General features: G+C 39.7%; 24 protein-coding genes, 1 tRNA gene and 1 pseudogene. 1 reads left to right on the forward strand and 25 read right to left on the reverse strand.

All coding sequences use genetic code 11. From position 1 onward, the window contains the following. Window positions 1-64 precede the first annotated feature (64 nt). The 25 genes from HT715_RS09265 to adhP all read right to left on the reverse strand — a co-directional run bounded on the left by HT715_RS09265 (window position 65) and on the right by adhP (window position 26,317). Window positions 65-136 (reverse strand) — tRNA-Arg (locus HT715_RS09265). Window positions 137-202: 66 nt separating this feature from the next. Then, window positions 203-1,189 carry a GMP reductase gene (locus HT715_RS09270; RefSeq protein ID WP_138707189.1) on the reverse strand — a complete coding sequence of 329 codons (987 nt, stop codon included), beginning with the start codon at window positions 1,187-1,189 and terminating at the stop codon, window positions 203-205. Between the two features lie 174 nt (window positions 1,190-1,363). After that, complete coding sequence (locus HT715_RS09275) at window positions 1,364-2,677, reverse strand: McrC family protein (protein ID WP_171043140.1); 1,314 nt, start codon at window positions 2,675-2,677, stop codon at window positions 1,364-1,366. Beyond that, entirely contained in the window at window positions 2,664-4,646 is a 1,983-nt protein-coding gene (locus HT715_RS09280; RefSeq protein WP_138707191.1) for an AAA family ATPase, read from the reverse strand. Before HT715_RS09280 ends, HT715_RS09275 begins: the two co-directional genes overlap by 14 nt. 196 nt (window positions 4,647-4,842) lie before the next feature. Next, window positions 4,843-5,622, reverse strand: coding sequence for a Sua5/YciO/YrdC/YwlC family protein (locus tag HT715_RS09285; protein WP_000160496.1), 780 nt, complete (start codon window positions 5,620-5,622; stop codon window positions 4,843-4,845). A gap of 27 nt (window positions 5,623-5,649) precedes the next feature. Continuing rightward, a complete protein-coding gene (gene leuD / locus HT715_RS09290) occupies window positions 5,650-6,243 on the reverse strand; it encodes a 3-isopropylmalate dehydratase small subunit (RefSeq protein WP_055356791.1) in 594 nt (197 codons plus the stop codon). A 9-nt stretch (window positions 6,244-6,252) separates the two neighbouring features. Continuing rightward, a complete protein-coding gene (gene leuC, locus HT715_RS09295; RefSeq protein WP_050208154.1) occupies window positions 6,253-7,635 on the reverse strand; it encodes a 3-isopropylmalate dehydratase large subunit in 1,383 nt (460 codons plus the stop codon). Window positions 7,636-7,638: 3 nt separating this feature from the next. Next, on the reverse strand, window positions 7,639-7,908 hold the full coding sequence (locus tag HT715_RS09300) for a DUF1294 domain-containing protein (RefSeq protein ID WP_023936517.1): 270 nt from the start codon (window positions 7,906-7,908) through the stop codon (window positions 7,639-7,641). Continuing rightward, a complete protein-coding gene (gene leuB, locus HT715_RS09305) occupies window positions 7,905-8,942 on the reverse strand; it encodes a 3-isopropylmalate dehydrogenase (RefSeq protein WP_138707192.1) in 1,038 nt (345 codons plus the stop codon). The genes HT715_RS09300 and leuB overlap by 4 nt, the downstream gene beginning before the upstream one ends. An 11-nt stretch (window positions 8,943-8,953) precedes the next feature. Further along, a complete protein-coding gene (locus HT715_RS09310) occupies window positions 8,954-10,516 on the reverse strand; it encodes a 2-isopropylmalate synthase (protein WP_172922929.1) in 1,563 nt (520 codons plus the stop codon). Between the two features lie 314 nt (window positions 10,517-10,830). Beyond that, window positions 10,831-11,487: an MmcQ/YjbR family DNA-binding protein gene (locus HT715_RS09315; protein WP_023936522.1), complete on the reverse strand. Its 657-nt coding sequence runs from the start codon at window positions 11,485-11,487 to the stop codon at window positions 10,831-10,833. 43 nt (window positions 11,488-11,530) lie between these two features. After that, entirely contained in the window at window positions 11,531-12,163 is a 633-nt protein-coding gene (locus HT715_RS09320; RefSeq protein WP_023936523.1) for a copper homeostasis protein CutC, read from the reverse strand. A gap of 92 nt (window positions 12,164-12,255) precedes the next feature. Further along, complete coding sequence (locus HT715_RS09325; protein ID WP_023936524.1) at window positions 12,256-12,615, reverse strand: YbaN family protein; 360 nt, start codon at window positions 12,613-12,615, stop codon at window positions 12,256-12,258. Between the two features lie 105 nt (window positions 12,616-12,720). Continuing rightward, on the reverse strand, window positions 12,721-14,808 hold the full coding sequence (topA, locus tag HT715_RS09330; protein ID WP_000179656.1) for a type I DNA topoisomerase: 2,088 nt from the start codon (window positions 14,806-14,808) through the stop codon (window positions 12,721-12,723). Between the two features lie 165 nt (window positions 14,809-14,973). After that, a complete protein-coding gene (locus HT715_RS09335) occupies window positions 14,974-16,017 on the reverse strand; it encodes a TIGR00341 family protein (RefSeq protein ID WP_050261495.1) in 1,044 nt (347 codons plus the stop codon). A 715-nt stretch (window positions 16,018-16,732) separates the two neighbouring features. Beyond that, entirely contained in the window at window positions 16,733-17,581 is an 849-nt protein-coding gene (gene dprA / locus HT715_RS09340; protein WP_138703907.1) for a DNA-processing protein DprA, read from the reverse strand. Between the two features lie 99 nt (window positions 17,582-17,680). Continuing rightward, on the reverse strand, window positions 17,681-18,370 hold the full coding sequence (locus HT715_RS09345; protein WP_138707193.1) for a sugar phosphate nucleotidyltransferase: 690 nt from the start codon (window positions 18,368-18,370) through the stop codon (window positions 17,681-17,683). Between the two features lie 11 nt (window positions 18,371-18,381). Beyond that, the gene (locus tag HT715_RS09350) at window positions 18,382-19,260 is read right to left on the reverse strand and encodes a DMT family transporter (RefSeq protein WP_138707194.1); all 879 of its coding nucleotides are present in this window, start codon (window positions 19,258-19,260) and stop codon (window positions 18,382-18,384) included. Continuing rightward, entirely contained in the window at window positions 19,250-20,119 is an 870-nt protein-coding gene (locus HT715_RS09355) for a phosphotransferase family protein (RefSeq protein WP_138707195.1), read from the reverse strand. The genes HT715_RS09350 and HT715_RS09355 overlap by 11 nt, the downstream gene beginning before the upstream one ends. A gap of 16 nt (window positions 20,120-20,135) precedes the next feature. Beyond that, the gene (locus HT715_RS09360) at window positions 20,136-21,158 is read right to left on the reverse strand and encodes a ribitol-5-phosphate dehydrogenase (RefSeq protein ID WP_050389974.1); all 1,023 of its coding nucleotides are present in this window, start codon (window positions 21,156-21,158) and stop codon (window positions 20,136-20,138) included. A 4-nt stretch (window positions 21,159-21,162) separates the two neighbouring features. Then, on the reverse strand, window positions 21,163-21,870 hold the full coding sequence (locus HT715_RS09365; RefSeq protein ID WP_000638487.1) for a 2-C-methyl-D-erythritol 4-phosphate cytidylyltransferase: 708 nt from the start codon (window positions 21,868-21,870) through the stop codon (window positions 21,163-21,165). Window positions 21,871-22,306: 436 nt separating this feature from the next. Beyond that, entirely contained in the window at window positions 22,307-23,218 is a 912-nt protein-coding gene (locus HT715_RS09370; RefSeq protein WP_000136861.1) for a PTS system mannose/fructose/sorbose family transporter subunit IID, read from the reverse strand. A gap of 23 nt (window positions 23,219-23,241) precedes the next feature. After that, window positions 23,242-24,045 (reverse strand): PTS mannose/fructose/sorbose transporter subunit IIC, encoded by an 804-nt coding sequence (locus HT715_RS09375; protein WP_000022712.1) that lies wholly within the window; start codon window positions 24,043-24,045, stop codon window positions 23,242-23,244. A 27-nt stretch (window positions 24,046-24,072) separates the two neighbouring features. Then, window positions 24,073-25,062, reverse strand: coding sequence for a PTS sugar transporter subunit IIB (locus HT715_RS09380; RefSeq protein WP_138699697.1), 990 nt, complete (start codon window positions 25,060-25,062; stop codon window positions 24,073-24,075). 235 nt (window positions 25,063-25,297) lie between these two features. Further along, window positions 25,298-26,317, reverse strand: a complete 1,020-nt coding sequence (gene adhP / locus HT715_RS09385; RefSeq protein WP_000649181.1) for an alcohol dehydrogenase AdhP — start codon at window positions 26,315-26,317, stop codon at window positions 25,298-25,300. Window positions 26,318-26,520: 203 nt separating this feature from the next. Here adhP and HT715_RS09390 point away from each other — a divergent pair. Next, window positions 26,521-26,647, forward strand: a pseudogene (locus HT715_RS09390) (IS630 family transposase); the annotation flags it as partial.

Genomic DNA, 26,647 nt, shown 5'->3' on the forward strand with positions numbered 1-26,647 from the left:
AGTGGTTTTCGGGAGACAACAATAAAGAAAAAAGCCCTATTAAAGGCTTTTTAGGATGTTTACATCCACCCTGAGGGAATCGAACCCCCATCTCAAGAACCGGAATCTTACGTGATATCCATTACACTAAGGGTGGAAACTTGTTTTATTATAACAGAAATTTGCTCTAATAACAAGTTTTTTTCTGGCCAAATAGCCCGTCTTAGTGGGAAGCATCCCCATTCCAGATTGAGTTTTTCACGATAACATAATCAACGTGTTTAAGGTCAGCAACCTGACGTCCACCTGCATAAGAAATAGCACTTTGAAGATCTTGTTCCATCTCAGTTAAAGTGTCTTGCAGATGACCTTTTGCAGGAAGTAAGATGCGTTTGCCCTCCACGTTCTGATAAGCACCTTTTTGATATTGTGAGGCTGAACCATAGTATTCTTTGAATTGTTCACCATCGACTTCAATCGTTTTCCCTGGACTTTCAATGTGTCCTGCAAAGAGGGAACCAATCATGATCATGCTAGCACCGAAGCGGATAGACTTAGCAATATCACCGTGAGTACGAATTCCTCCATCAGCGATAATCGGTTTACGCGCAGCCTTGGCACACCAGCGTAGAGCAGCCAACTGCCAACCACCTGTACCAAAACCAGTCTTAACCTTGGTGATACAAACCTTACCAGGACCGATTCCGACCTTAGTAGCATCCGCACCAGCATTTTCCAATTCACGCACAGCTTCTGGTGTTCCCACATTTCCAGCAATGACAAAGGTATCTGGCAATTCTTTCTTGATGTGTTGAATCATAGAAATCACGCTATCCGCATGACCATGAGCAATATCAATAGTGATATACTCAGGAGCATCAGTCTTGAGCTGGCTAACAAAATCATACTCATAATCCTTAACACCGACAGAGATAGAGGCAATAAGCCCTTGCTCATGCATTCGTTTAATAAAAGGAATGCGTCCTGCCTCATCAAAACGGTGCATAATGTAGAAGTAACCACCTTTAGCCAGTTGCTCTGCTACATTTTCATCCAAAATCGTCTGCATATTAGCTGGCACAACAGGTAGTTTAAAGGTGTGATTTCCTAAAGTGACACTTGTATCCGCTTCTGCACGGCTTTTAATCACACATTTATTTGGAATCAATTGAATATCTTCGTAATCAAAAATGGGAAATTCATTTAACATATCGATGTCTCGTTTCTTTTGTAATGACCTACCTATGCTCTCGCATCACTACGCCTTTTCCGACGTTTCCTTAATCAATTATAAAACAAAGTAAGGTTTTTGTCAAATTATTTTATAAATTAAAATATATCGTTCGGTTTTTATTGTGTAAATAACAAAAGAAAGGAGAGATTATTATCTCCCCAGTTCTTTAGTAATATTACTTTTAAATATTTCTTCGGAGTTTTCCAGCATTTCACAAAATTCACGATAAGATGAAGACTTCTGAGGAATTTGGATAGACCATTTCTTCAACAAAGCTCCATAACCTGCTAGCTTTCCTATCTCATTATCAACAACCTTGTCCTTGCTCGGAAAAACAAGACCAGCCTTCTCAGCTTTTAAAATATAAGAATAGGAAATCAACTGGAACAAGTCCTCACGGTTAATTCCTTTTTCAGTATCTTCAAGCTTTTTATATTTAGCGTCTAACATAATTTTTAAATCTCTATTATAGAAATCTGGATAAACTTTTCGTTCTCGACTAGAAAATACTGAAATTCCGTCCGTCTTATCTTTATTTCGTGGATGGATGAAACCTTTTGGCAACAAGGTGTAAACATACTCTTCCCAAAGCCAGGCAACATCAAAGAGAATACCATAGATTTTTTGATCTTGATACCCTAAACCGTGCTTTTCTTGGTTTAGGATCATCAGACAAAGTTCTTGTAACTTTCTGTACTCGTGAAAGTATGCATGACGTATAGGTTTAGATTGATTTCCCCGAATAATCTTAGCACGATCAGCTAGTTTATAAGAGGGCGTTACACGCACGATTTCAGATACGTTTTCACGACTAGTTGAGAGATTATCTAGTACCCCTTGACCAATGCTTTTCTGATTCTTAATGTATTCAATAGTGTGACGGACCAACTGCATGAGGGGATTATCATAGGTGAACTCTCTCGTTGTGTAGGCAATATTTCCCGTGAAAGGAAGATTTTTCTTGAGATTGCTTCTTACATCAATCACTCCCTTAACATGACTGTCGTTATGAGAAAATCGATGATATTCCTTATAAAGACCTTTTCGAATAGCAGCTTGTAGATACTTGGGGAAGAGATACATCAAAAGTTGATAAAGCCTCTCTTCACGAGACAAAGCAACATCTAAACTAGTGAGATTGATATGAAGAACCTTTTGTAAAAGATAATGCAAAAAATGGTCATTACTCTCATTAGAAAAGCGAGAGGAAATCGTTAATCTTTCCTGACCACACCCCAGAAAACCAATCACATTCCCAGTCTTGATTTTCTGGTTAACTGTTTCAAAAATCTTTTGGTCCTTATCCAAATCAGGAGTATGAGTCAAATCATTTGGAAAAATGAAAACACGTTCATATTGGGATAGACTTTCCAAGGTTCTGTCTAAAAGAAGATTGCTTAGTTTAGGATATTCTTCAACAAATTCTTCTTTAACAATCTTGTGCTGATTATCAGTGATCCGCATCATCGTTTTCATCGCCTTCATTGTCATCAGCTACTACCTGATCTTTTTGCTCATTCTTTGTCAGATCAAATGCCTTTTTTAAAGTTTCCAGAGTTTCAACCTCGTCATAAGAACCACGTAGATAATCTTCCAAAAGTGGTTTGAGGTAATCAGACCAGAGTAATTCATAGTCAAAATCTACATCCTTCAACTTTAGGAAATAACTTGGTCCAATATGATAATGACTGTTTAATTCCTGAACGTTTTCTATAGAAGTATTCAAGTTTCTTAGACGAGTTTTTGCTTCTTCTGCATGGATATTCAGCTCTTTATCCAACATTTCAACCTGACTCTCGGCAGTAACTTCAACAAAGCGGAAGCGACGGCGCATAGCAAAATCAAAGGTGTCCACTGAGCGGTCAATATCATTCATGGTTCCGATGATATAGACATTTTCAGGGATATAAAATTTCTCATCAGTCTCATGTAAATTAGCATACTGGGTAGATACACTTCCCTTTTCACCACGATAGCCAGGGTCAATAGAAAAAAAGAGTTCTCCAAAAATCTTAGAAATCTCACCACGGTTGATTTCATCAATGATAAAGACGAATTTTTTGTCTGTATCAATTGTTGGAAACACATAATCACATAAGCCATAACTTTCTTTCATGTGATCTAAAACGATTTTTTGATAAGTTTCGTACTTTAACTTAGTCTCCTCACCCTTGTACAAAAGATACACTTTTTCTTTGGTAGCAACAGGAGAATCAAACTTCACATTCCCTTGACTATTTAAACTGGCTGGAACCGAACTACGAGGGAAGAAGTATTGTCCTTGCTTTTCATTGATAGCATCCGTTAGCTTAGCCCACGTTTCTTCAAAATTATCTTGTCCTCCAGTTTTCTGAGCTTCTTTCGCTTTCTGACAGAACTTCTTAAAAATACCGTCTTGAGGCTTAAATCCAATAGATCCATCCACATTTGATACCGGTCTCAAACCCTCTACAAAATCCGTATAATCATAAGATGGGTGAAACTGTACAAAGCCGATTTGGTCTTCGTTGCCATCCGTTAATTCTTTAGCAATTTCTTTAGTAAGGTAAGTTTTTCCTGTGCCAGGAGCACCGCGGAGGATGAGGTTTTTGGATGATAGTAAAATATTTTTATACTCGTTGATATTTTCTAACATGTTTACATCTTTCTTCTCTTTTTTCACATAGAAACTAGTAAAATTGTCGTAAAACTCTTTTAAAATATCATTAGGTTCCGCGGTTGATTCCAATTCTAAATCTTTGACAAGGTATTTATAACCTAAATCTTCATCTTGATTATTACTGTACCATTTTACTATTTTAAATTCTGTGAGTTTAAATCTCTGAAAACCACATCTTATATTTATCCATGAGTTATCAATGTCACTCAATCGATAACCAAAATAAGGTGATTTAATATATCCATTACCACTCCTTGGACCAAAATGACCTGTGTTAAGCATTTCAACTTTGTATGGAATACCTTCGATGGTTAGAGCAGGATAAATATGTTCAGCTCCATCTAATTTTTGAGAACGTTTCATTTCTATATCTTTCGAATTATAGATATTTGATTGATTCACAAATTTAGACAAAAATTCTCTGAAGACTTTATAACACTCTGAGTTAGTTCCAGTTTTTACAAACTCATAAGATTTATTTATAAAAGGTAAAATCTCGTCTAATGAATTTTCGTCCTTAATAAAATACTCAGCATCAAGTGTCCAACCAAATGAATCAGGCTTCTTATCAAATATCAAAAAATCTGAATCACGAAGACTTTTGGAGAGAATGGCAATCTTTATTCCTTTATTCCGAAAATTAATCTCTATAAAGTTTTGTAACTTCCCTTTCATATTTTTAACCTGAAAAGAAATATAACTTTTTGTTTGATTTTCAATTGCATCTGGGAATTCTTTTTTTATTCTATCAATAAAAGTTGATTCAGATATCATAATGCTTTACCTCGCTTATTAAATGATTATTAAAGGTTCTAAATATTATTTGTTAGTTTAAATATTTTTAATAACTATCTTAACACACATTTCACATATAGAATATCACATCTATATAAAAAAGAAAAGAAATTATAAATAAAAAGTCCAGTGTCAGGAGCTTCAATGTCTCATAACACTAGACTTCTTTTAAATATTAATAATACTCGCCCTGACGATAGTCCCATGAGTTAAAGGTGTCTGACAGATGCATCATAATCTTATCAATATCAAGCCCTTTGCGGATTACAACTGGAGCTGGTGAAGTTGAGCGAGCTCCCCCTTGTTCTGGGATGAGTTTGCCGTCTTTATCCACCATAGACACCATCACACCTTGCTCGTAGCGTGTTTCAATCGTTTTGTCAGGCTGGATTGATGCCACATAGTCGTCTGCCTCGATAACAAGGTCAACTGCCCCTTCGATTCGTTCTCCGATACCTTCCACCTTACCGCGGTTTCCTTTTCCAGATGGGTTAGCTGATGAGGCATATACCATCTTGCCTTCTTCCCAAAGCTTGGCAGCTAATTGTTCACCAGCTTTCCCAAATTTGATAACGAAACAGCTAGTACCACGCACGTCAGTCATGAGTTCTTCACGACCATCACCGTATGCTTTGAGTTTCTCAAAGGCTTCTGGTTTCCAAGGAAGGATACAACCAAGAAGAATATCTTCATCCCAATGTTTTTGGTAGAAGGCTTCAATTTCTGGGTTAAGTTGTGCTAAAGCACGAAGCTCATCCATGCTACCGCAGAGAACAACACCTGGTTTGTTACGGTTACGCTCTTTGGCTTCAAACTTGCGCTCAAGTCCTGCCTTGTCGCTAGTCATAATAATGTAGCCAACTTTTGTAGGACAAACGATACATCCGCCCTCACCTTTTAAAATATCATAGCCTTCTTGTGAAAGTGTTCCCTTCCATTGAATGTGTTTTGTCATAGTTCTATTTCCTTTTCTATTTTTCTTCTAATCCTGCCAGTAGGCTGGTCGTTGTTTTTCATAGGCAGCAATCAAATCTTCATACTGCAAGGTAATACCAATATCATCCAAACCATTTAAGAGCTTGTGTTTCCACTCACTATCGATTTCGAAAGTGAATTCTCCAATTGGTGAGATGATTTTCTGTTGTTCCAAGTCCACAGTTACCTGGTCGGTTGGTTTTAGCTGGGCTAGTTTCTCTCTAACCTCTCTAGGCTGAACAATAGGTAACATGCTATTATTGAGTTCATTATTGTAATGAATGTCCCCAAAAGACCCTGCAATCACGACCTTAAAACCATAGTCCGCTAGAGCCCAAGCTGCATGTTCCCTCGAAGACCCTGCCCCAAAGTTATCCCCTGAGATAAGAATACTAGCTTTCCTATATTCAGGTCGGTTAAAGACAAAGTCTGGATCTTCAGTATAGAGATCATCCAGATAACGCCAAGCATACATGAGGTACTTACCAAAGCCTTTTTTATCAATTAACTTAAGAAACTGCTTGGGTAGGATTTGGTCGGTGTCGATGTTATCATTCATGAGAGGAACGGTCGTTCCCGTATAAACTGTAAATTTCTCCATATCCTCTCCTTACTGGGCTTCTGGCATTTGCCGAACATCTACGAAGCGCCCTGCAATAGCTGCTGCTGCTGCCATGGCTGGACTGCATAGATGGGTCTTAGCACCAAAGCCTTGTCTATCTTCAAAGTTACGATTGCTGGTTGAGGCGCAGTGGACACCATCAGGAACCTTGTCCGGATTCATCCCTAGGCACATGGAGCAACCTGGGTCTCTCCACTCAAAGCCAGCATCCAGAAAGACCTTATCCAAGCCCAACTTCTCAGCAGCTCGTTTCACAGGACGAGAGCCTGGAACCACGATAGCTGTTAGATTAGGAGCAATTTTCTTTCCTTTGACAAATCGCGCAGCCAGTTGCAAGTCGCTGAGACGAGCATTAGTACATGAACCTATAAAGATATAGCCCAGTTCAATATCTGCTGGCTTTTGACCAGGCTCCAAATCCATGTAATTGTAGGCGCGCTCATCATTCATATCCTTGATTTCTGGGAAGCTACTGTCAAAGTCAACCCCCATAGCAGGGTTGGTTCCCCAGGTCACCATAGGAGCCAAGTCTGAAACATCCATCTGGATAACCTTATCATAAACAGCATCCTCATCACTGACAATTGTTTTCCAATCCGCCACAGCCTCTTCAAAGTCCTCTGGAACACATTCTCGTCCCTTGAGATAATCATAGGTAGTTTGATCCGGATTCATGATTCCCATCTTGGATCCAAACTCGATGGACATATTGCAGATGGTCATTCGCTCTTCCATGCTCAGTGCATCAATCGCCTGTCCACGATATTCCACCACGTAGCCAACGCCGCAAGCAACACCGTACTTGGCAATCAAGGCTAAAATGTAATCCTTGGAATAAACTCCTTTTTGAGGAACACCTGTAAATTCCACCAGCATTTTCTTGGGTTTGACCTGCCAGAGGGTCTGTGTCGCAAAGACATGTTCGACCTCACTGGTCCCAATCCCAAAGGCGATAGCTCCGAAAGCCCCGTGGGTTGCTGTGTGGCTATCTCCACAGACGATGAATTTCCCTGGTTGGGTTCGTCCTGTTTCTGGACCAACCATGTGAACAATTCCTTGTTTTTCAGAACCATGGGCCGCATGTTCAATCCCAAACTCCTCAACATTTTCAGCCAGCTTATCAATTTGAGCCTTAGAAATCACATCTCGAATATCGTAGATATTGACCGTCGGGACATTGTGGTCAAATGTTCCAAATGTCAAGTCTGGTCGTCTCAATCTGCGCCCTGCATCTCGCAAACCTTGAAAAGCCTGAGGGCTGGTCACTTCATGAATATAGTGCTGATCCACATACATGAGTTGGGGCTGCCCCTCTTCTCCTGTGATGACATGACGGTCCCATAATTTATCAAAAATCGATTTTCCTGCCATCCATTACCTCCAAATAACATATAAGGCTACTAGTGTAGTCACCATCCCAAGAAACCAAACTGTTTTAAAGTACCATTTTCGAGTCTTGTGGTGAAAAGTGATTCCTGCTAACCAGGCACCAAAACCACCACAAGTAAAGGCTAAAATGAGTAAGATTTTCTCTGGGATGCGCCAAGCTCTTCTCCTTGCCTTAGATTTGTCAATACCATAAATCAAGAAAACCATGACATTCCAAATTAAAAGGACTAGAGTAATTTTTTCGTCTAACTTCATAACCTTGCAATAATAGCTTCTGTCATTTCCCTGGTAGAAGCCTGTCCCCCTATATCTCTTGTTAAAACACCAGCCGCCAAACTTGCTTCAACAGCACGCTCAATACGCTCTGCATCCTCATAACGACCAAAACTATCTCTCAACATCATGGCCACTGATAAAATCATGGAGATAGGATTTGCAATGCCTTGACCAGCAATATCAGGAGCTGAACCGTGAATAGGTTCATAGAGACTTGGACCCTTTTCAGAGTGACTGGCTGATGGCATAACCCCAAGTGTGCCAGATAGAACGCTTGATTCATCAGAGAGAATATCTCCAAAAAGATTCTCCGTTACAATAACATCAAACTTAGCAGGATTGGTAATCATAAGCATGGCAGCTGAGTCCACCAGCTGGTGTTCCAAAGTCACATCTGGGAAATCCTGTGCGACCTTCTCAGCTACTCTTCTCCAGAGTTTTGATGTCGCCAAAACATTTTGTTTATCGATGCTGGTAACGGTTTTTCTGCGATTTCTTGCAATTTCAAAGACTTTGCGAATAATCCGCTCCACTTCCTCATAGCTATAGTCGTTGATATCACGCGCTTTGCGCTCTTCAAGGATATGATCTCCAAAGTAAATCCCGCCTGTCAACTCACGCACCACGACAAAGTCTACACCAGCAATTCGTTCCGGTTTGAGTGGTGACAAATGCTTGAGACTGTCAAAGATTTTTACAGGGCGAATATTAGCGTAAAGATTGAGTTCCTTACGGAGAACCAGCAAACCTTGTTCAGGCCGAACCGCTGCTCCATCATACTGAGGACTACCGATAGCCGCTAGGAGAATGGCATCTGCTTCACGACATACCTTGAGGGTTTCATCAGGTAAGGGATGCCCTGCTGCATCAATACCTGCACCTCCGAAGGGTCGTCTGTCAACCTCATAGTCAAAATCTGTTTTTTCAGCTAGAGCCTCCAGGACTTCTAAACCAGCCTCCATGATTTCTGGGCCAATTCCGTCCCCTGCTAGAACTACTATTTTATTTGTCATAGCATTCTCCTTTACACACTCGGCATGTCGAGGTAAGAAACACTGCGTCCCATCTCACCAGCATTCTCTTTTTGAACAAAGGTATTAGCGTTTATATAGGCAATAGCCGAAGCCTTCAACACATCGAAATCAAGACCTGCTGCGTTAAATATGGTCTCTGTATCTCTGTTTTCAACAGTGACCAAAACCCGAGCTTGGGCATCGATTCCATCCGTTACCGCATCAATGGTATAGGACACCAAGCGAACGGATTGGTTAAAGAACTTGTCGATAGCGTTAAAGATCGCTTCAACGGAACCTTGACCTGTCGCATTAAATTCGACCTTCTCACCATCCATATTGGCTAGGCTAACGAGCGCTTCAATGTCATTATCTGCATGGGTTTGAAGTTGTAAATCATCAAAATGGAAGCCTTCTGGATTTTCAACCATGGTTCCAGCTACCAGCGCACGAATATCTGCATCTGTGATTTCTTGTTTCTTGTCGGCCAGTGCCTTGAACTTAGCAAAGAGTGGTTTGATATCCTCTTCTGTAAAATCTAGGGCTAGTTCTCTCAGCTTCTCAACGAAGGCATGGCGACCAGACAATTTTCCAAGCGGAAGACTATTACTCTTAACACCAACCAATTCAGGGGTGATAATCTCATAAGTGAGAGGATTTTTAAGAACTCCATCTTGGTGAATACCAGATTCATGAGAAAAAGCATTACCACCAACCACAGCCTTGTTTTTAGGAACTGGAATTCCTGAGAAGCGAGAAACCATTTCTGACGTATTGATGGTCTCATTTAGGACAATACTGGTTTCTGCTTGGTAGTAATCTTGGCGAATATTGAGAGTAACTGCTATTTCTTCCAAAGAAGCATTTCCAGCTCTCTCACCAATACCATTGATGGTTCCTTCAACACGTTCTGCCCCATTCTTGACGGCAGCAAGGCTATTTGCCACTGCCATTCCAAGGTCATCGTGGCAGTGAGGCGAATAGATAATCTGACGATCCGTCTTGACATTCTCAATCAAGTATTTGAAGATAGCACCGTACTCCTCTGGCGTGGTAAATCCAACCGTATCAGGGATATTGATATAAGACGCCCCTGCATCAACCGCTGTTTGAACAACTTGTAAGAGGAAATCCAACTCTGTTCTAGTCGCATCCTCAGGAGAGAATTCGACCACTTCAAACTTAGAACGGGCATAAGAAACATGCTCCTTAATAGCTTCCAAAATCTCTTCCTTGCTCTTATTGAGCTTATACTTACGATGAATGGGACTGGTAGCGATAAAGACGTGAACTTGTGGATACTTGGCGTCCTTTAGGGCCTCGTAACAAGCATCAATATCAGACTTGACAGAGCGGGCCAGACCAGTTACCGCCGTTTTCTTCAAGGCCTTAGCAATCTCCTGCACTGCTGTGAATGAATCAGGACTCGCCGCCGGAAAACCAGCTTCAATGGCTGAAATACCCCATTTCTCAAGCTGCCTTGCTATGGCAATTTTTTCTTTGATTGAAAAGTTAACACCGGGTGTCTGCTCTCCATCCCGAAGGCTGGTATCTAGAAATTCAACTGTTCGCATAAGATTTCCCCTTTTCCAAATGTGATTTTAAAAAAAACATCTCGCTCAGAAACCCAAGCGAGATGTTGATTTACTCCCGCTTGGTAAGCCAAACAGGACTAATGCTTTTTGCACTAGCCCGAGTACCTCAACAACAAAGCGAATTGATTAAACTTAGCTGTTTTCATGTTTGACTTTCTCCTTCGTTTGATATCTTGTTAAGTATTTTAGCATAGGCAAAAGCACTTGTCAAGAAAAAATCAAATATTTTCTGAAAATTTCTTCAGTAGAGAATATTTAGCTAATTGAAAGTTCTTGAAAATCCTTGAAATGTTTCATTTTTTAGAGGTTAAGTTCCAACTTTTTTCTATCAATTCCAGTACCATTTCATCTGACAACGTATCATCAAGCGCCACACTAATCCAGTAGCGTTTGTTCATATGAAAAGCTGGATAAATGCCCTTTTGTGAAAGCAGGTCCACTACTTGATCATGTTTGAGATTGACTGCTTCCACTTGTCCTTCTCTGCCCTTTTCCAGCTTATCCCAAGAGATTTTCATCAAGACGGCATACCACTTTTGATTTCCTTCATGTCTTAATACTGCCGTATCAGGCGATTTCTCCCACAGATACTCCAACTGGTTTCCATACTTTTCCTGAACCTGAACCATGATACGCTTAGTCTGAGGAAAGATAAAATCTTGCACATCAAAACAAGCCTTCCGAATCTGGTAAAGAATCTCCAAACAAGCCTCACGGACACTTCCTACAAAACTCCCACGCATACTTTCCATATGAACTTGAGGATAGAGGTCACCGGTTTCCTGGTCAAAGACCTGAAAGTTCACATTATCAGCAGTAATGGACACAGTCATGACAAAGTCACCCTGCAAAATCTGGCAACTATAGGTCCAGACTCCACTATTTTCTACAAAACCATAAGCATGAGCCTTTTCTTTATTAAATTGATAGGATTTAAAAATTTCAAACATAAGTGAAAACTGCTATCAAAAGCTAGCAGTTCCTTTCTATTTTTTAAAAGACAACCTTGGTTCCATGCAATTGTGTTATCCCCAGCTGGTCAATAAAGGTTTGACGGTTGTCAAGGTCAATCCCTCCACCTGGTAGAATTTCAATTTTACCTTTAGCATGTTCCAAAATTTTGTGATAATGAGCAAAACGTTTGTCTAGAGAGTCGCCAGATACACCAGCACGAGTTAGGATACGAGTGACTCCAGCTTGACTAAGCCAGTCAATAGCTTCTAACTGGTCTTCTTCGCTCAATTCATCAAAGGCCATATGAAAGACAATTTCCATTCCTTTTGAAGCCTCAATTAGCTTCTCCAGATTAGGCTTATCCAACTTTTTATCAGCAGTTAAGGTACCAAATACAACCCCTTGACTTCCAGCCTGAGCAGTCAAGCGAATGTCTTCTAGCATAATAGCAATTTCCATATCATTATAGACAAAGTCGCCACCACGTGGACGAATCATGGTCATGATGGTTGTATTGTAGTTAGCTGCCAGTTCAACTGCTGCCTTAGTCACTCCATAGCTGGGTGTTGTCCCACCAACTGCAAGATTATCACAGAGTTCGATTCGACGAGCTCCAGCCTCCATCGCTTTTTCAAGCAAGGTCACATTTTCAGCACAAAATTCGTAAATCATTTGATTCTCCTTGAATATTACTTTGAATTTATTATATCATATTGTTGTGAATATGTTTTTATTTTTATCAAGGCAAATAACTACTATTTTAACTATTCTTTGTCTGGAATAACCTTAAAGAGATAATAGGTGATAAAGATGGTCAAGGCTCCCAGACCGATTTTGACAGGTAAAAGAGGTGCAAAATAAATGGAAATTCCCATCAAGATGTAGATAGAGACAATAATCTCTTTTTTACGTTCACGCGCAATAGACTTAGTCTCGCGAAAATCAGCAACATATGCTTGATAGAGCTTGGTATGATACAACCAATCTTCGAAGCGCTTGGAACTTCTGGAGAAACAAGCAATAGACAACAAAAGAAAAGGCGTTGTAGGCAACAAGGGTAAAACAACCCCAACAATTGCCAAGGCCAGTGATAAAAAACCAATTATCAGATAGATAAGACGCATAACTACTCCTAATTAAAATAATCTTCTTCTAGTTTCGCATACAATGATGAATTTTGTCAAGTTCTAACCAAAAAGAGCCTGAAATTCACTTTCAGGACTCTCTTCTTATTTAATCTTTTCTTCTTCGTAGTCACCCTTGCTACAAACAACCTGCTTGCCACCACCACGGACTTTTTTCTCCATGAGGAAGTTTCCACATTTTGGACAGTCACGACCAACAGGCTTGTCCCAAGAGGTAAATTCACATTCTGGATAGCGATTGCAACCATAGAAAAGGCGATTGCGTTTGGTTTTACGCTCAATGATTTGTCCCTGATGACAACTTGGACACTCAACACCAATCTCTTTCACAATTGCTTGGGTATGGCGGCAATCTGGGAAATTGCTACAAGCGTAGAACTTACCAAATCGACCAAGTTTAATGACCATTGGACTGCCACACACTTCACAGTCAAATCCAGCTGGTTCATCCTTAATCTGGATTTTTTCCATTTCTTCTTCAGCCTTGGCCACTTCTTTAGAGAATGGTTTGTAAAAGGCATCAATAACACGTTGCCACTGCTCTTTTCCGACTTCGACATCATCCAGCTTGCCTTCCATTTCAGCTGTGAAGGTCACGTTTACGATATCTGGGAAATATTCAACGATGAGCTTGTTAACAATTTCTCCCAACTCTGTCGGTTCAAAGCGTTTGGCTGCAAGGCGAACATAATAACGTTTCTGAATAGTTTCAATGGTCGGTGCGTAGGTTGACGGACGTCCAACACCATTTTCCTCCAAGGTCTTAATCAATGTCGCTTCAGAATAACGAGCAGGCGGTTGAGTGAAATGTTGCTCTGGTTTGCTATTCACCTGCTTAACCACATCTCCAACAGCCATATCTGGTAACATTTTATTCTTGTCAGAATCATTATAAATGGCAAGATAACCATCAAACTTAACCTGACTACCATTAGCAGCAAATTGAACACCATTTTGCGACAATTTAACAGCCATGGTATCAAAGACAGCAGCTGTCATCTGACTCGCTACAAAACGATTCCAAATAAGAGTATAAAGCTTGAGCTGATCCTTATCCAGATACTTAGCAATACTTTCCGGTGTGTTAAAGACACTTGACGGACGAATAGCCTCATGGGCATCCTGAGCACCTGATGCATTTTTGACCTTGCTACCATGCTTAGAATACTTGCTACCAAAACGGTCTGTAATGAAACTTGCTGCTTCGTTCTGTGCCACTGGACTGATACGAGTCGAATCAGTACGCATATAGGTAATCAAACCTTGCACACCAGAACCGATATTGATCCCTTCATAGAGCTGTTGGGCAACCATCATGGTTTTTCGAGTACGGAAGTTAATTTTATTGGCAGCATCCATCTGCATAGATGAAGTGGTATAGGGTAATGGAGCATTGCGCTTGCGCTCTTTCTTATCTACCTGATCCACTGAAAAATCTTTGCTAGTCAGACGAGACAAGACTTCCTTGACCTCATCATTGCTAGTCAGTTTCAACTTTTTGCCGTCTACTCCATAGAAGGAAGCCTGAAATTGCTTGGTTCCCTTTTTAAAGACAGCATCAATTGTCCAGTATTCTTCTGGCTGGAAGGCATTGATTTCATTCTCACGATCAATGATGAGTTTAAGCGCAATAGACTGAACGCGACCTGCTGACAAGCCCTTCTTGACCTTCTTCCACAAAATAGGCGAAATCGAATAGCCTACCAAGCGGTCTAGGACACGACGAGCCTGTTGGGCATCGACCAAGTCCATATCAATCTTACGAGGTTCTTTAAAAGCATTTTTGACAGCATCTTTGGTGATTTCATTGAAGACCACACGGTTAGCATCATTTTCATCCAAGTTGAGAATATGGGCCAAATGCCAAGAAATCGCTTCTCCTTCACGGTCCGGGTCACTCGCCAGAAAAACTTTATTAGCTTTTTTAGCTTCTTTTTTCAAGTCATTGATAAGAGGGCCTTTTCCTCGGATATTGATATATTGCGGTTCATAATTATTTTCAATATCGACGGACATACTGGATTTCTTCAAATCACGGATATGCCCGACACTGGCTAAAACCTTGTAGTTTCTGCCTAGATATTTTTCAATCGTCTTGGCCTTAGCAGGCGACTCCACGATGACTAGATTTTTTTTAACTGTTGATTTTTTCTTTTTTGTTGCCGTAGCCACAGTATCACACCTTTTCAAAGTAATAAACTTTATAAAGTGTAAACCATTTTTTGAACCCTGTCAAGACTTAGCTACTATAATAGAAGAAAAGTTTATACTTAAGACTTCAGTCTTCCTTTGATATACATAGAAGACTCACGAGAAAAACCAGCTATTCTCAAGAAATTATTGTTCCTCAGACTCTGTATCAAATTTATTGGCTTTTTCCTTTTCTTTTGCTTCCTTATCCTTGATATACTGGAAGAAATACTCCACCAGTTCTTCCTTACTAAGTTGTTCTGAATCAGACAATTGGGAAACTTGAACAGAAACATCACTTAAACCATAGTCACCTCTCTTACTGGAAATCATATCGAGTTCTTCTTCTGTCAAATAATTTCCTGAAATGGTTAGCTTTAGGGTATGAGTCTTTTTAGAATAGATTTTTTTCAAAATATTATGCCCCTGAAATTGCTCTGATATAAATTTCTTAAGGGACTCTTTTTTCAACGTTTCTCTCACTAAAGTCGTTGCAGAGATAAAACTCGGAATCATCAGCAAAACAGCAACTAGAAGCAAAATCCTGCGCATTTTAGAGTCTTCTTCATTATCTTTAAAATAATGTTTCTTAACCATCATCAACCTAACACCTATATAAGTCGCAATGACAATAAAGCTACAATTGATGAGGAATAGGTAAGAGGAGCCTATGATAAATTTTAGATTAGCAGAAGCAATAGCATAACCTACTGTACAAAGAGGAGGCATCAAGGCGGTTGCAATAGCAACACCAGGAACAATATTATTGGTCTCTTTTTTCCTAGCACCAATAATACCTGCTATCCCTCCTACAAAAGCAATGAGAACATCCCAAATAGTCGGAGAGGTTCTAGCAACAATCTCCGAACTAGCATACGAAATGGGAGAAAGATAAAAATAAAGTGTTGAAGCTATTAGACTGGCAAGAATTTGAATAGCTAATATTTTAAAAGATTTTCTTAACAATTTAAAATCAAATATAGCTAGAGAGAGCCCCACTCCCAGAATAGGTGTCATCAAAGGAGAGATTAACATGGCTCCAATAATCACGGGAGTCGAATCCATATTTAATCCGATAGAGGCGATAAGCATGGCACATAGTAAAATCGCTAAATCACTTCTGGAAAGTTCTAATTCTTCATATATTTTATTTCTAAATTCTACCAACGAATACAGTTTATTATTTGTCACAAATATCTTCCTTTCCTAGCTAACTAGTCGCTAATACTCTTCGAAAATCTCTTCAAACCACGTCAGCTTTACCTTGCCGTAGATATATGTAACTGACTTCGTCAGTCTTANNNNTTTCATTGAGTATAAAATCCTAACAAACTCAATGCTTTAGTAGTCTGATATGCCAATCTCATGAGGTCTTTTTATCATTTTCCATCACATCCTGACGCAAATGTCTACTGATGTCTCTCATCAACTTCATTTCTAGTAAATGAAAATCAAACTCAAAATCTCACCGTAGCTTGCTCAAAACACAGCAAGGCAAAGCTGAACTGACTTAAAAAGATTTCCGAAGAGTGTCATCATAAATTTCAGACCATTTTTTATAATAACCATTTTATTTTTATCTGTCAAGGTCTTTGAATTCTTTCTTAGACAAGCCCTTGTAATCTCTACTCTTGAAGAATTTATTTTTCCTTACTGACAAGATTTTAGATGATAAGCCCCCTTGACAGTAAGCTGACCAAGATTAGTCGCAAGCAACTCTCCTTTCTCAATTACACTAAATTACTTTCCTTCCTATGGGAAAAGTCCTCCACTCTACTTCCCCACTTAGAAAAAACGCATAATATCAAGTGATGAAAACCTGATAGGATGCGTTTTATTGTGGGGATATTTACTTCATTTTTTATTAAAAATTGATTTTTGCTCAGAATTCTAGCTTAGGTCATTTTTAAAATTCAAATTCCGCAAGCACATCTTGCCCACTGGTGACCAATTTTGCACCTTCTTGAATCAAATGATGGCAACCGTCTGATAGTCCATCTAAAATGCTACCAGGTATAGCAAAAACATCGCGTCCTTCCTCCATTGCTCGCTCACAGGTAATGAGACTACCTGAGCGCATCTTGGCCTCTGCTACAATCACGCCACGGCAAAGTCCAGCAATGATGCGATTACGGGCAGGAAAATGAAATTTCAGAGGTTGTTCGCCAGGTCCATATTCACTGAGAACCAGATGGTCATTGCCGATGTAGTCTTGCAAGCGTCTATTGGCTTTAGGATAAAACACATCCAGACCTGTTCCAATCACTGCAATGGTTTTTCCGCCATTCTGAAGAGCTGCCATATGAGCTGCTGTATCGATACCCTTGGCTAAGCCACTGACAATAAGCAGTTCATTTTCCAAGCCTTGAATAATTTTTTCAACTGACTTAGCTCCCTGTCTGCTACAAGCACGACTTCCTACGACTGCTACCTTTGGGAATTTCAAGAGATCCAGATTTCCCTTGTAAAATAAAAGCACAGGTGCATCGTATATTTCACTCAAATCCCAAGGATAACAGTCATCTAAAATAGAGAAAGATGGAAATTTTTGAAACTCCTTCTCCAAATGCGCATCGTCTATCTGAAAATAACGTTCCATAAAAACAGCTGGATTTCGGCAACCTGATATATCTGCAATATCACCTAACAACAGTTCTTGATCAACATTTTCACCGTATTCTAGGACATTCAAAATCTGTTGATTGCTCAAACCTGATTTTTTTAACTTATAGATTTCATAGTTTGTGATTTTCATAAATAACTCCATTTCTTTATCTACTCATCTATCTATTCGTAAAAAGTTCGTAAAAAATCAAAAAAAAACATCCGACTATTTTGTCAGATGTTGAAATTTTTAATTTTCGTTTTTAAGAATTTCTTCTAATTTATGATAGTCTTGGACACTATCGATTTCATAGATGCTATTGCCTTCTAATTCTTCAACATAGACATCCAACTCTTTGATATTATCCTTAACCATATTGTCCCAATAGAGATCAACAAATTCACCACTTGCATAAGCCTTGTCGATAAAGCTGACAATCTTTTCTGCAGTTGAAGCATCCCAGAAGGATACACCACTAAGGATGCGACCTGCCTTGCTATCAACAATAATGTCTTGAACCTTGTAGTCATCTCCATAGACCAAGAACCATTCGTTGGTACAATCTTCACGATAAACACTAAAATAAGTCGAACGTGTCAAATCATTGCGGAACATATTTTTAAAGAGATAATTGTCAGCATCAATAACATAGCTGTTGGCCAATTCTTCTTTTACAAGATAGAGAGAGTAAAAGTTATTGTAGTCAGCGTATTTATCATTGAAAACGAGGCGAACTCCATATTTTTCTTTTAAGTAATCGAATTGTTCTTTAAGGTAACCAACGATGATGATGATGTCATTGATCCCTTTTTCTTTGAGAAACTCAATTTGGTATTCAATCAAAGGTTTTTGATTAACTTGAACCAAGGCTTTAGGGGTATTTTCAGTCATAGGACGCAAGCGAGTTCCCAATCCCGCTGCTAAGATAATGGCTTTCACACGAATCTCCTTTATTCTTTAATAATAATATAAACTCCAGCAATGACGACAAGTGACGTCATAATGGTCAGCATATCTAGCGGTGTACCCAAGAAAACAACTGCAAACAAGACTGTCCATACTACATAGCTCACATTCAAGCCTGTAGCCTTGGCTGGTTGCAAGCGATTGATAGCGATATAATAAGCCAGGTAGGAAATCATATCAAAGGCAGCAAAGACAATCATGAGACCTAGCAATTGTCCATTGGCCACTGCAGTAAATGACTGATGAGAGAAAAGCACAATCACAAGATAGGACAAGAATGAAGTTACTTGACGGATTAAGAGGGCTTCGATTTCACTCAATTCACTTTCCATGGCAAAGGAGCTAAGGACACTCTCACTCCCCCATGCAATAGCACAAATCAAAGCACAGAGAATCCCAATGTAGAAGGAATTAACCTGTTCAACCTTATAGGTCTGAGCAATAATCCCTCCAATAATCAAGACAATCCCAAACACAGTATTTTTCGAAATCTTGTGCTTCAAAAAGAAGAAAGCCAATAAAACTGAAATCGCAGGATAGATAGCGGATACTGATGAAGCTAAGGAACTTCCGATATACTTAACCGCATAAAGATTGGCCTGCATACCGATAGGGCCTGCTAGCAAGGCTCCGATGATAACACTAACATTGCGAATATTTAAGAAAATTGAGAGACGAACTTTTCCTTCTTTTACCAAGAGAAAAGCTAGTAAGATAAAGATACTCAAGAAATCGTGAGCAGCGGCCACCACAAAGGGCGACAAATCTGTAAAAATCGAAAAGATATAAGCACTAATCGTTAGACCTAAACCCCAGAAAATACCTGAGAGTAGACCAAAAGAAACTCCATTTTTATTTTTCATCTGAACCTCCATAATAGGACAAACCTTTAACAGCTCTTTGGTAACGACTCACACCATAGTCGCCAAAATCTGCTCCTTGCTCTTCTTTATAGACTGTCCATAGACTCCAAATAGTGTCTTGTAAAATTTTATAAATAGCAATCTTTTCACGAGAGACAGGTGTTTGCTCACTCTCATAGTGGGACAAGAAGTCTTCTTCCTCTTGACGAGTGAATTCAGACTCTAAAAAGAGAGCAGCCAAATCCCACATTGGATCGTTCATTGATGAATACTCCCAGTCAATCAAATAAAGTCGTCCTTGAGGTGATTCGATAAAGTTTTCAGGCACCAAATCGATATGACAAGATTTTCTGTCAACACCTAAGTCAGCCAGTCTTTTCTCTAAGGAGAAGACTTCTTCTCGAACAGCTTCATAGTTGGTATAAGGGATTTTTTCATCAATCAAAGATTCATATTTTTTGATTTCTTCAAAAGGAGCAAATTCTCCTCTTAATTCCTTGCCAGATGCATGAATGGTTTGTAATATTGGAGCAATTTTATCAAATTTGGTCTTGATTGACCTTGAATCAAGCGTAATCGCAGATTCGATATACTCATTTACTTTGATACCAGCTTCAATATCAAAAAGATAATTTTTTACATCTAAGTCTAAATCCTTTAATAGTTCAAGATTATACTTCTCATCTTGTCGATTGATAAGCTTTTCTGTCCCTTTACCAAAGAACTTAACAATGTATTGCTTATTTGTTGTTTTGACCAAATAATTTTGATTGGTCATTCCCCCCAGTTGTTCAACACTGAGGACTTCCTCTTCTTGACTAAGTAAGGAAGAAATTTTTTCTTTAATGATTTTCTCCACAATTAACCTCCAGCACTTATACTTCCCACTTAAACACGGTTTTAAAGGCTGTGTTTAAATCGGTCGCAAAGACACGGTGAATATCTTTAATTTCTCTTACAGGTTCTTCTAGATAAAGGATATTTTTAAGACGATTGGCAAATTTCTTGACTTCCATCATTTGGATGGCATTTTCAAAATCAATACGACCAGAACGAGAGGAACCAACCAAGAGCAAGCCTTTTTCTAAGGCATCGCGAGTATTGAGATTGACTTTATATTCGCTAACTCCCATCATGAGAATCGTTCCCTGAGGACGAATGTAGCGAATTAGGTCATTTATAGCCGGTCCAGTACCATTACCACCACAACACTCAAAAGCATGGTCAAAGGCCAAATCTTCAGGAATATTGTCAGTAATATAGCATTCTTTGGCAAAAGAGAAGAGTTCCAACTTTTCCCAATGACGACCAATAACCACAATCTCTGCTTCTGGCAAAGTATAGTTGATAATATTGGCAACCACAAAAGCTAAACTTCCATCTCCGATAACAGCAATTCGGTCCCGCTTGCTATGAGCAAGGGTCAATAGACGATTCATAGCGTGCATGCCGACACTGACAAACTCTGTAATCGCTGCAACCGTATCTTCGATAGCATCATAAGCCACCACACGGTCTTTAGGGAGAGAAACAAATTCTCTCATAAAGCCATCAAATCCACTAGACAAGAAATGAGTCCCTGTCATGTAGTTTTCATAGAATTCTTCATCACTCTGCATAGGAGGCTGATTTGGAATCATGACAACTTTTTGCCCAACCTCATAGGTTCCCGTCGGGTCAGAAATAACGGTTCCACATGACTCGTGAATCATTGCCATTGGAAGCTTTTTATTCAAAATCTTTGGATCACGTTTTCCTTGATAGTAACGCTGATCCGCATGACAGACCGCCATATAATTAGGGCGGATGAGGATATGATTCTCTTGGTCAATAGCCTCTTCCTGATATTTGACATTGATAAACTTAGGCTTAGTTAGTTGATAAATTTGATTAATCATTTTACTAGTCTTTCTCAATCATACTTTTTGCAATCTTCAAATCTGTTACGGTTGTAATCTTCAGATTTGAGTATTCACCTTTGGCCAAGGCTACATCTTTTCCTTTAATGACAAAAATTTTACATGCATCTGTCAAGATTTCCTTCTCTTCAGCAGAGAGAGATCCATAAAGGTCCATAAAGTCCTTGCAACGGAATGTTTGAGGTGTTTGTCCTTGATAAAGGTGAGCACGATTTGGAATATCTGTAATAAATTGACCATTGGTACTTTCAACGATAGTATCAACCGCTTCTACCACTGTGTCCACTGCGTCATGATTTTGGGCAAGTTTAATATTGTCTTGAATCATGCGAAGTGTAATAAATGGACGAACAGAATCGTGGGTAACAACGATATCCTCTGGAGTAAGCGGACGATAAGCATCAATGGCTTCAATGATTTTCTCAATACTCGTATTACGGTCAGCACCACCTTTTGTAATGATGATACGATCCTTATGAAGAGGTAGATATTTATCTACAAGATCCTCTGCATGAGAAACCCAGTCTCCATGAACCCCAACCACAATTTTTTCAATACTTGGTTCCAAGACAAATTTTTCAATTGTATGAATCAAAATAGGTCGATCACCTAGCTCTAAAAATTGTTTTGGCAAGTTACTGATTCCCATGCGTGTGCCAGTTCCACCAGCAAGAATTCCTGCATAAATCATCTATTTTCTCCTTTGTCTTACTAAAAAAACTTATTCTCTCTATTATACCACAATCTAGTCCTATCATAAAAGAAATACTGGTCCTCCCCTTCTAGAATAGGAGAATTATGCAGTTCTATTATTCAAAGAAACTAGTCCATTTCTAGCAATGACTAGGAATTCTGTAGTCATTACCAATAAATGGCTGTGAAATTTTAGAGTCCTTCAGAATAATATACTTTTCTTAAAGAAAACTTAAAATTAAGCTTTGAAACTTCAAAGTGATTACTTGACTTATACTCAATGAAAATCAAAAAGCAAACTAGGAAGCTAGCCGTAAGCTGTACTTGAGTACGGTAAGGCGACGCTGACGTGGTTTGAATTTGATTTTCGAAGAGTATAAAAGCATAGAAAAAAGGAATCAGGCTTAGAACCTGGTTCCTTTTTAGTTGCTTGATTACATGATGTGAAGAACATGTGCCACAATACCCACTGCGAAGAGGGCAAGGATAATAGTGATTGGAGATACTTTTTTCTTAAGCAAGTACATGCAAAGTAAAGTAAGGAGTAGTCCTGATAATCCAGGAATCAACATATCCAAGTTTTGTTGGAAAGTAGTAACTTTTTCAGGAGTTTGAGACAATCCTTGTCCTACTTGTGCGAATGCTTCTTGGATACCTTTAGACCCTTCTGGCAATTTATCCCAATGGATATAAGCCTTTTCATCTAGTTGAACTTTAGAAACATCGAAAGCAAATTTAATATTTACCCAGCGTTGAACAAGGACAGCAAGAATGAACATCCCAAGGATAGAAGCTCCTTTAGTGATATCTTGAAGGATACCACCAGACATATCTTTAGTGATTTCTGATCCAGCCTTGTATCCAATCTCTTGAACATACCACAAGAATGACATACGAATCAAGTTCCATGCAACAAAGAAGAGGAGTGGCCCCAAGATATTGCCAGTAAGGGCAAGTGAAGCACCGAGAGATCCAAGGATTGGGCGTACTGTAAACCAGAATACTGGGTCACCGATACCAGCAAGAGGTCCCATCATACCGATTTTAACCCCTTGGATAGCAGCGTCATCGATTTCCACACCGTTAGCACGTTCTTCTTCAAGCGCAAGAGTAACCCCCATGACTGGAGCAGCTACGTATGGATGAGTGTTGAAGAACTCAAGGTGACGCTCAAGAGCAGCGATTTGATCTTCTTTTTTAGTATAGAGTTTTTTGATAGCTGGAATGAGTGTATAAGCCCAGCCCAAGTTTTGCATCCGTTCAAAGTTCCAAGACCCTTGTAAGAAGGTTGAACGCCACCAAACTTTTTTACGATCTGATTTAGTTAATTGAAGTTTTTCAGTCATGATGTTTTCAGTCCTTTCTTATCTTAGTAGTCTTCTAGGATATCGCCGATTGGGTCGTTAGAAGTTGCGGCTCCTCCGCCACCATTTCCACCAGTTTTAGAAAGGTGAAGGTAGATAAGAGCGATAGCAACACCGATAGCACCGAATCCGATTAGAGTAATATCTGACACAGCAGCGAGAACGAAACCAAGAGCGAAGAATGGCCATACTTCACGAGTTGCCATCATGTTGATAACCATGGCGTAACCAACGGCAACGACCATACCACCACCGATAGCCATACCATCTTTGAGCCAGTCTGGCATGGCACTAAGGATACTTTGTACAGTTTCAGTTGGTACCATAAGGAGAAGAGTTGCAGGAAGCGCGATACGAAGTCCTTGGAAAAGTAGCGCAATAAAATGAGCGCGCTCAACGGCGCCGAAGTCACCTTTTTTAGCGGCAGCATCAGCAGTGTGAACCAATCCAACTGAAATTGTACGTACAATCATAGTTAAGAATAGACCAGCAACGGCAAGAGGGATAGCAACCGCTTGGGCAACACCGATACCTGTCTTGGTAAAGTCACCGCCAAGAACCATGATAATGGCAGCAGCGACAGAAGCAAGTGCAGCATCAGGAGCGATAGCAGCACCGATATTTGACCAACCAAGGGCAATCATTTGAAGCGATCCACCGAGGATAATCCCTGCTTCCAAGTGACCTGTTACAAGCCCAATAAGGGTACAGGCTACAAGTGGTTGGTGAAATTGGAACTGGTCGAGGATGCCTTCAAGACCTGCAAGGAAGGCTACACCGACTACTAAAACCATAGAAATAATAGACATATTTAAAATCCTTTCATAAATAATGGCTTATTTGACATTGGCTTTGTTAATCAAGTCAAACAAATCTTTTTTCGTGTCGTTTGGTACTTTACGTACATCAAATTCAACACCAAGGTCACGCATTTTTTCAAATGTAGCAACGTCTTCTTTGTCCATAGACAAAACGGTATTGACCAATGTTTTACCTGTTGAGTGAGCCATAGAACCAACGTTAAGAGTCTTGATTGGCACGCCGCCTTCGATGGCACGAAGGGCATCTTGAGGTGTTTCAAACAAGATAAGGGCATGTGTTTCTCCAAAACGTGGGTCTTTTGAAATCTCAATCAGTTTTTGAATTGGAACCACGTTAGCCTTGACATTACCTGGAGCTGCTTGTTTAATCAATTCTTTACGAAGGTCGTCTTTAGCCACGTTATCTGAAGCAACGATGATACGATTTGCTTTTGAATCTGGAGTCCAAGCAGTTGCAACCTGACCGTGAAGTAGACGTGTGTCAAGACGGGCAAGATTGATTTTCAATTTACCGTCTCCGATAACAGTTCCTTCTGGGATAGCAGTTTGGGCAACTGGAGCAGCTGCAGCGCTTGCAACTTCTTCAACTGGATTTAGCTCTTCTGGAAGAGCTTTGATGCCATCTTTGGCTTCTTTAATGATATTAGCAGCGACTTTTTCTACACCTGCAGCAGCGTCCATGAGGCGCTCTGTGTAGGCTTGAATCAACATCGGTAAGTTAAGTCCTGTGATGATGGCAAACTTACGTTCGGGATTTTCTCCCATCACGCGACTAGCTTGGTTAAATGGAGATCCACTCCAAAGGTCAGCCAAAACTAGAACCTCATCTTCTGCGTCAAATGCAGCAACAGCGTTATTAAACTTAGCGTATAGATCATCAGGGCCTTCATTTGGCATAAAGGTTACAACTTGAACCTTTTCTTGTTCACCAAAGATCATAGATCCTGACTGATGAATACCCGCAGCAAATTCGCCGTGGCTCGCAATAATGATTCCGATACTCATTATTGTCATTCCTCCTTTTTTGTTTTAGTTTTCATTTAAGAAAACTTTAAGACTGTTTAAGTATAAACCGTTTTCATGTAAAAAGCAACTATTTATCATAAAAAATTAAAAAAACTTTTACTTTTGGATGTTGATATATTGAGTTTTTTGAGGAGTAATATTGAATCCACATTTAAAAATTTAATATAAAAAAGTTGAAAGAAGCTTCCAACTTTTAAAATAGGTTTCTATTAGATTAGTGGGTGAAGTCGAGTACCATACGTCCTTGGATTTGACCTTTTTCCATTTCGTCGAAAATGGCTACGGCATCTTCTATTGGACGTTTTTGAACAACTGGAACTACTAAACCTTCTGCACCGAATTGGAAGGCTTCTTCCAAGTCTTTACGAGTTCCTACAAGAGAACCGATGACTTGGATTCCATCGAGGACTGTTTTAACGATGCTGAGTTCCATCATTTCAGAAGGAAGACCGACAGCGACAACGCGACCACCAGCACGAACTGAGTCAACAGCCTGGTTGAAGGCAACTTTAGATACAGCAGTTACGACAGCTGAATGAGCTCCTCCATCAGTTTTTTCCTTGATGAGTCCTGGTACATCATCAACTTCGAGGCCGTTAATCACAATGTCAGCGCCTACTTCTTTTGCAAGGGCAAGTTTGTCATTGTTGATATCAACTGCGATGACATGAGCATTGAATACTTTTTTAGCGTATTGAACAGCGAGGTTACCAAGCCCACCAGCACCGTAAAGAACAACCCATTGGCCTGGTTCAACTTTTGCTTCTTTAATAGCTTTATAGGTTGTTACACCAGCGCATGTAATAGAAGAAGCTTGGGCTGGATCAAGTCCGTCAGGAACTTTAACAGCATAGTCTGCAGTTACGATACATTGTTCAGCCATACCACCGTCTACTGAGTAGCCAGCATTTTTTACTGTACGGCAAAGGGTTTCGCGACCAGTTGTACAGTATTCGCAAGTACCACATCCTTCAAAGAACCAAGCAACGCTGACGCGGTCACCGACTTTAAGGCTTTTTACATCTGGGGCAATTTCTTTAACGATACCAACACCTTCGTGACCTAGGACACGTCCTGGTACCTGACCGAAGTCGCCATGGGCAACGTGGAGGTCAGTGTGGCAAACACCACAGTATTCAATTTCTACAAGTGCTTCCCCAGTTTCAAGTGGGCGGAGTACTTTTTCTTCAACAGCAACACCAGTGCTTTCTGGATTTACAACAACAGCTTTCATAGCTATCCTCCTTTATATTGACCGAGAACAGGGACAACGGGACTGGATTGATTTTGTGTCAACAGAGTCGAGTGTGACGAGCTCTCTTGTATTTATATGTGAAGTATATCACAAAAGAAAGCCTTTTCCAAGGTTTTGGAGGCAAAAAGTAGAACAATCGATTAATACTAAACTAAAATAAAAAAGCATCATATAATAGTAATATGAAATCAACTAAAGAAGAAATCCAAGCTATCAAAACACTTTTAAAAGACTCTAGTACAGCTAAATATCATAAACGCCTTCAAATCGTTCTATTTCGTCTGATGGGCAAATCTTATAAAGAGATTA

Source organism: Streptococcus sp. 4155, from assembly GCF_013276695.1.
Classification (GTDB): domain Bacteria; phylum Bacillota; class Bacilli; order Lactobacillales; family Streptococcaceae; genus Streptococcus; species Streptococcus pseudopneumoniae.

Bases quoted from the DNA above. Each gene is read 5' to 3' on its own strand.
- HT715_RS09270 (WP_138707189.1), bottom strand. From the start codon at position 1,189: ATGTTAAATGAATTTCCCATTTTTGATTACGAAGATATTCAATTGATT.
- HT715_RS09275 (WP_171043140.1), bottom strand. From the start codon at position 2,677: ATGCGGATCACTGATAATCAGCACAAGATTGTTAAAGAAGAATTTGTT.
- HT715_RS09280 (WP_138707191.1), bottom strand. From the start codon at position 4,646: ATGATATCTGAATCAACTTTTATTGATAGAATAAAAAAAGAATTCCCA.
- HT715_RS09285 (WP_000160496.1), bottom strand. From the start codon at position 5,622: ATGACAAAACACATTCAATGGAAGGGAACACTTTCACAAGAAGGCTAT.
- leuD (WP_055356791.1), bottom strand. From the start codon at position 6,243: ATGGAGAAATTTACAGTTTATACGGGAACGACCGTTCCTCTCATGAAT.
- leuC (WP_050208154.1), bottom strand. From the start codon at position 7,635: ATGGCAGGAAAATCGATTTTTGATAAATTATGGGACCGTCATGTCATC.
- HT715_RS09300 (WP_023936517.1), bottom strand. From the start codon at position 7,908: ATGAAGTTAGACGAAAAAATTACTCTAGTCCTTTTAATTTGGAATGTC.
- leuB (WP_138707192.1), bottom strand. From the start codon at position 8,942: ATGACAAATAAAATAGTAGTTCTAGCAGGGGACGGAATTGGCCCAGAA.
- HT715_RS09310 (WP_172922929.1), bottom strand. From the start codon at position 10,516: ATGCGAACAGTTGAATTTCTAGATACCAGCCTTCGGGATGGAGAGCAG.
- HT715_RS09315 (WP_023936522.1), bottom strand. From the start codon at position 11,487: ATGTTTGAAATTTTTAAATCCTATCAATTTAATAAAGAAAAGGCTCAT.
- HT715_RS09320 (WP_023936523.1), bottom strand. From the start codon at position 12,163: ATGATTTACGAATTTTGTGCTGAAAATGTGACCTTGCTTGAAAAAGCG.
- HT715_RS09325 (WP_023936524.1), bottom strand. From the start codon at position 12,615: ATGCGTCTTATCTATCTGATAATTGGTTTTTTATCACTGGCCTTGGCA.
- dprA (WP_138703907.1), bottom strand. From the start codon at position 17,581: ATGAAAATCACAAACTATGAAATCTATAAGTTAAAAAAATCAGGTTTG.
- HT715_RS09350 (WP_138707194.1), bottom strand. From the start codon at position 19,260: ATGAAAAATAAAAATGGAGTTTCTTTTGGTCTACTCTCAGGTATTTTC.
- HT715_RS09360 (WP_050389974.1), bottom strand. From the start codon at position 21,158: ATGATTAATCAAATTTATCAACTAACTAAGCCTAAGTTTATCAATGTC.
- HT715_RS09365 (WP_000638487.1), bottom strand. From the start codon at position 21,870: ATGATTTATGCAGGAATTCTTGCTGGTGGAACTGGCACACGCATGGGA.
- HT715_RS09370 (WP_000136861.1), bottom strand. From the start codon at position 23,218: ATGACTGAAAAACTTCAATTAACTAAATCAGATCGTAAAAAAGTTTGG.
- HT715_RS09375 (WP_000022712.1), bottom strand. From the start codon at position 24,045: ATGTCTATTATTTCTATGGTTTTAGTAGTCGGTGTAGCCTTCCTTGCA.
- HT715_RS09380 (WP_138699697.1), bottom strand. From the start codon at position 25,062: ATGAGTATCGGAATCATTATTGCGAGCCACGGCGAATTTGCTGCGGGT.
- adhP (WP_000649181.1), bottom strand. From the start codon at position 26,317: ATGAAAGCTGTTGTTGTAAATCCAGAAAGCACTGGTGTTGCTGTTGAA.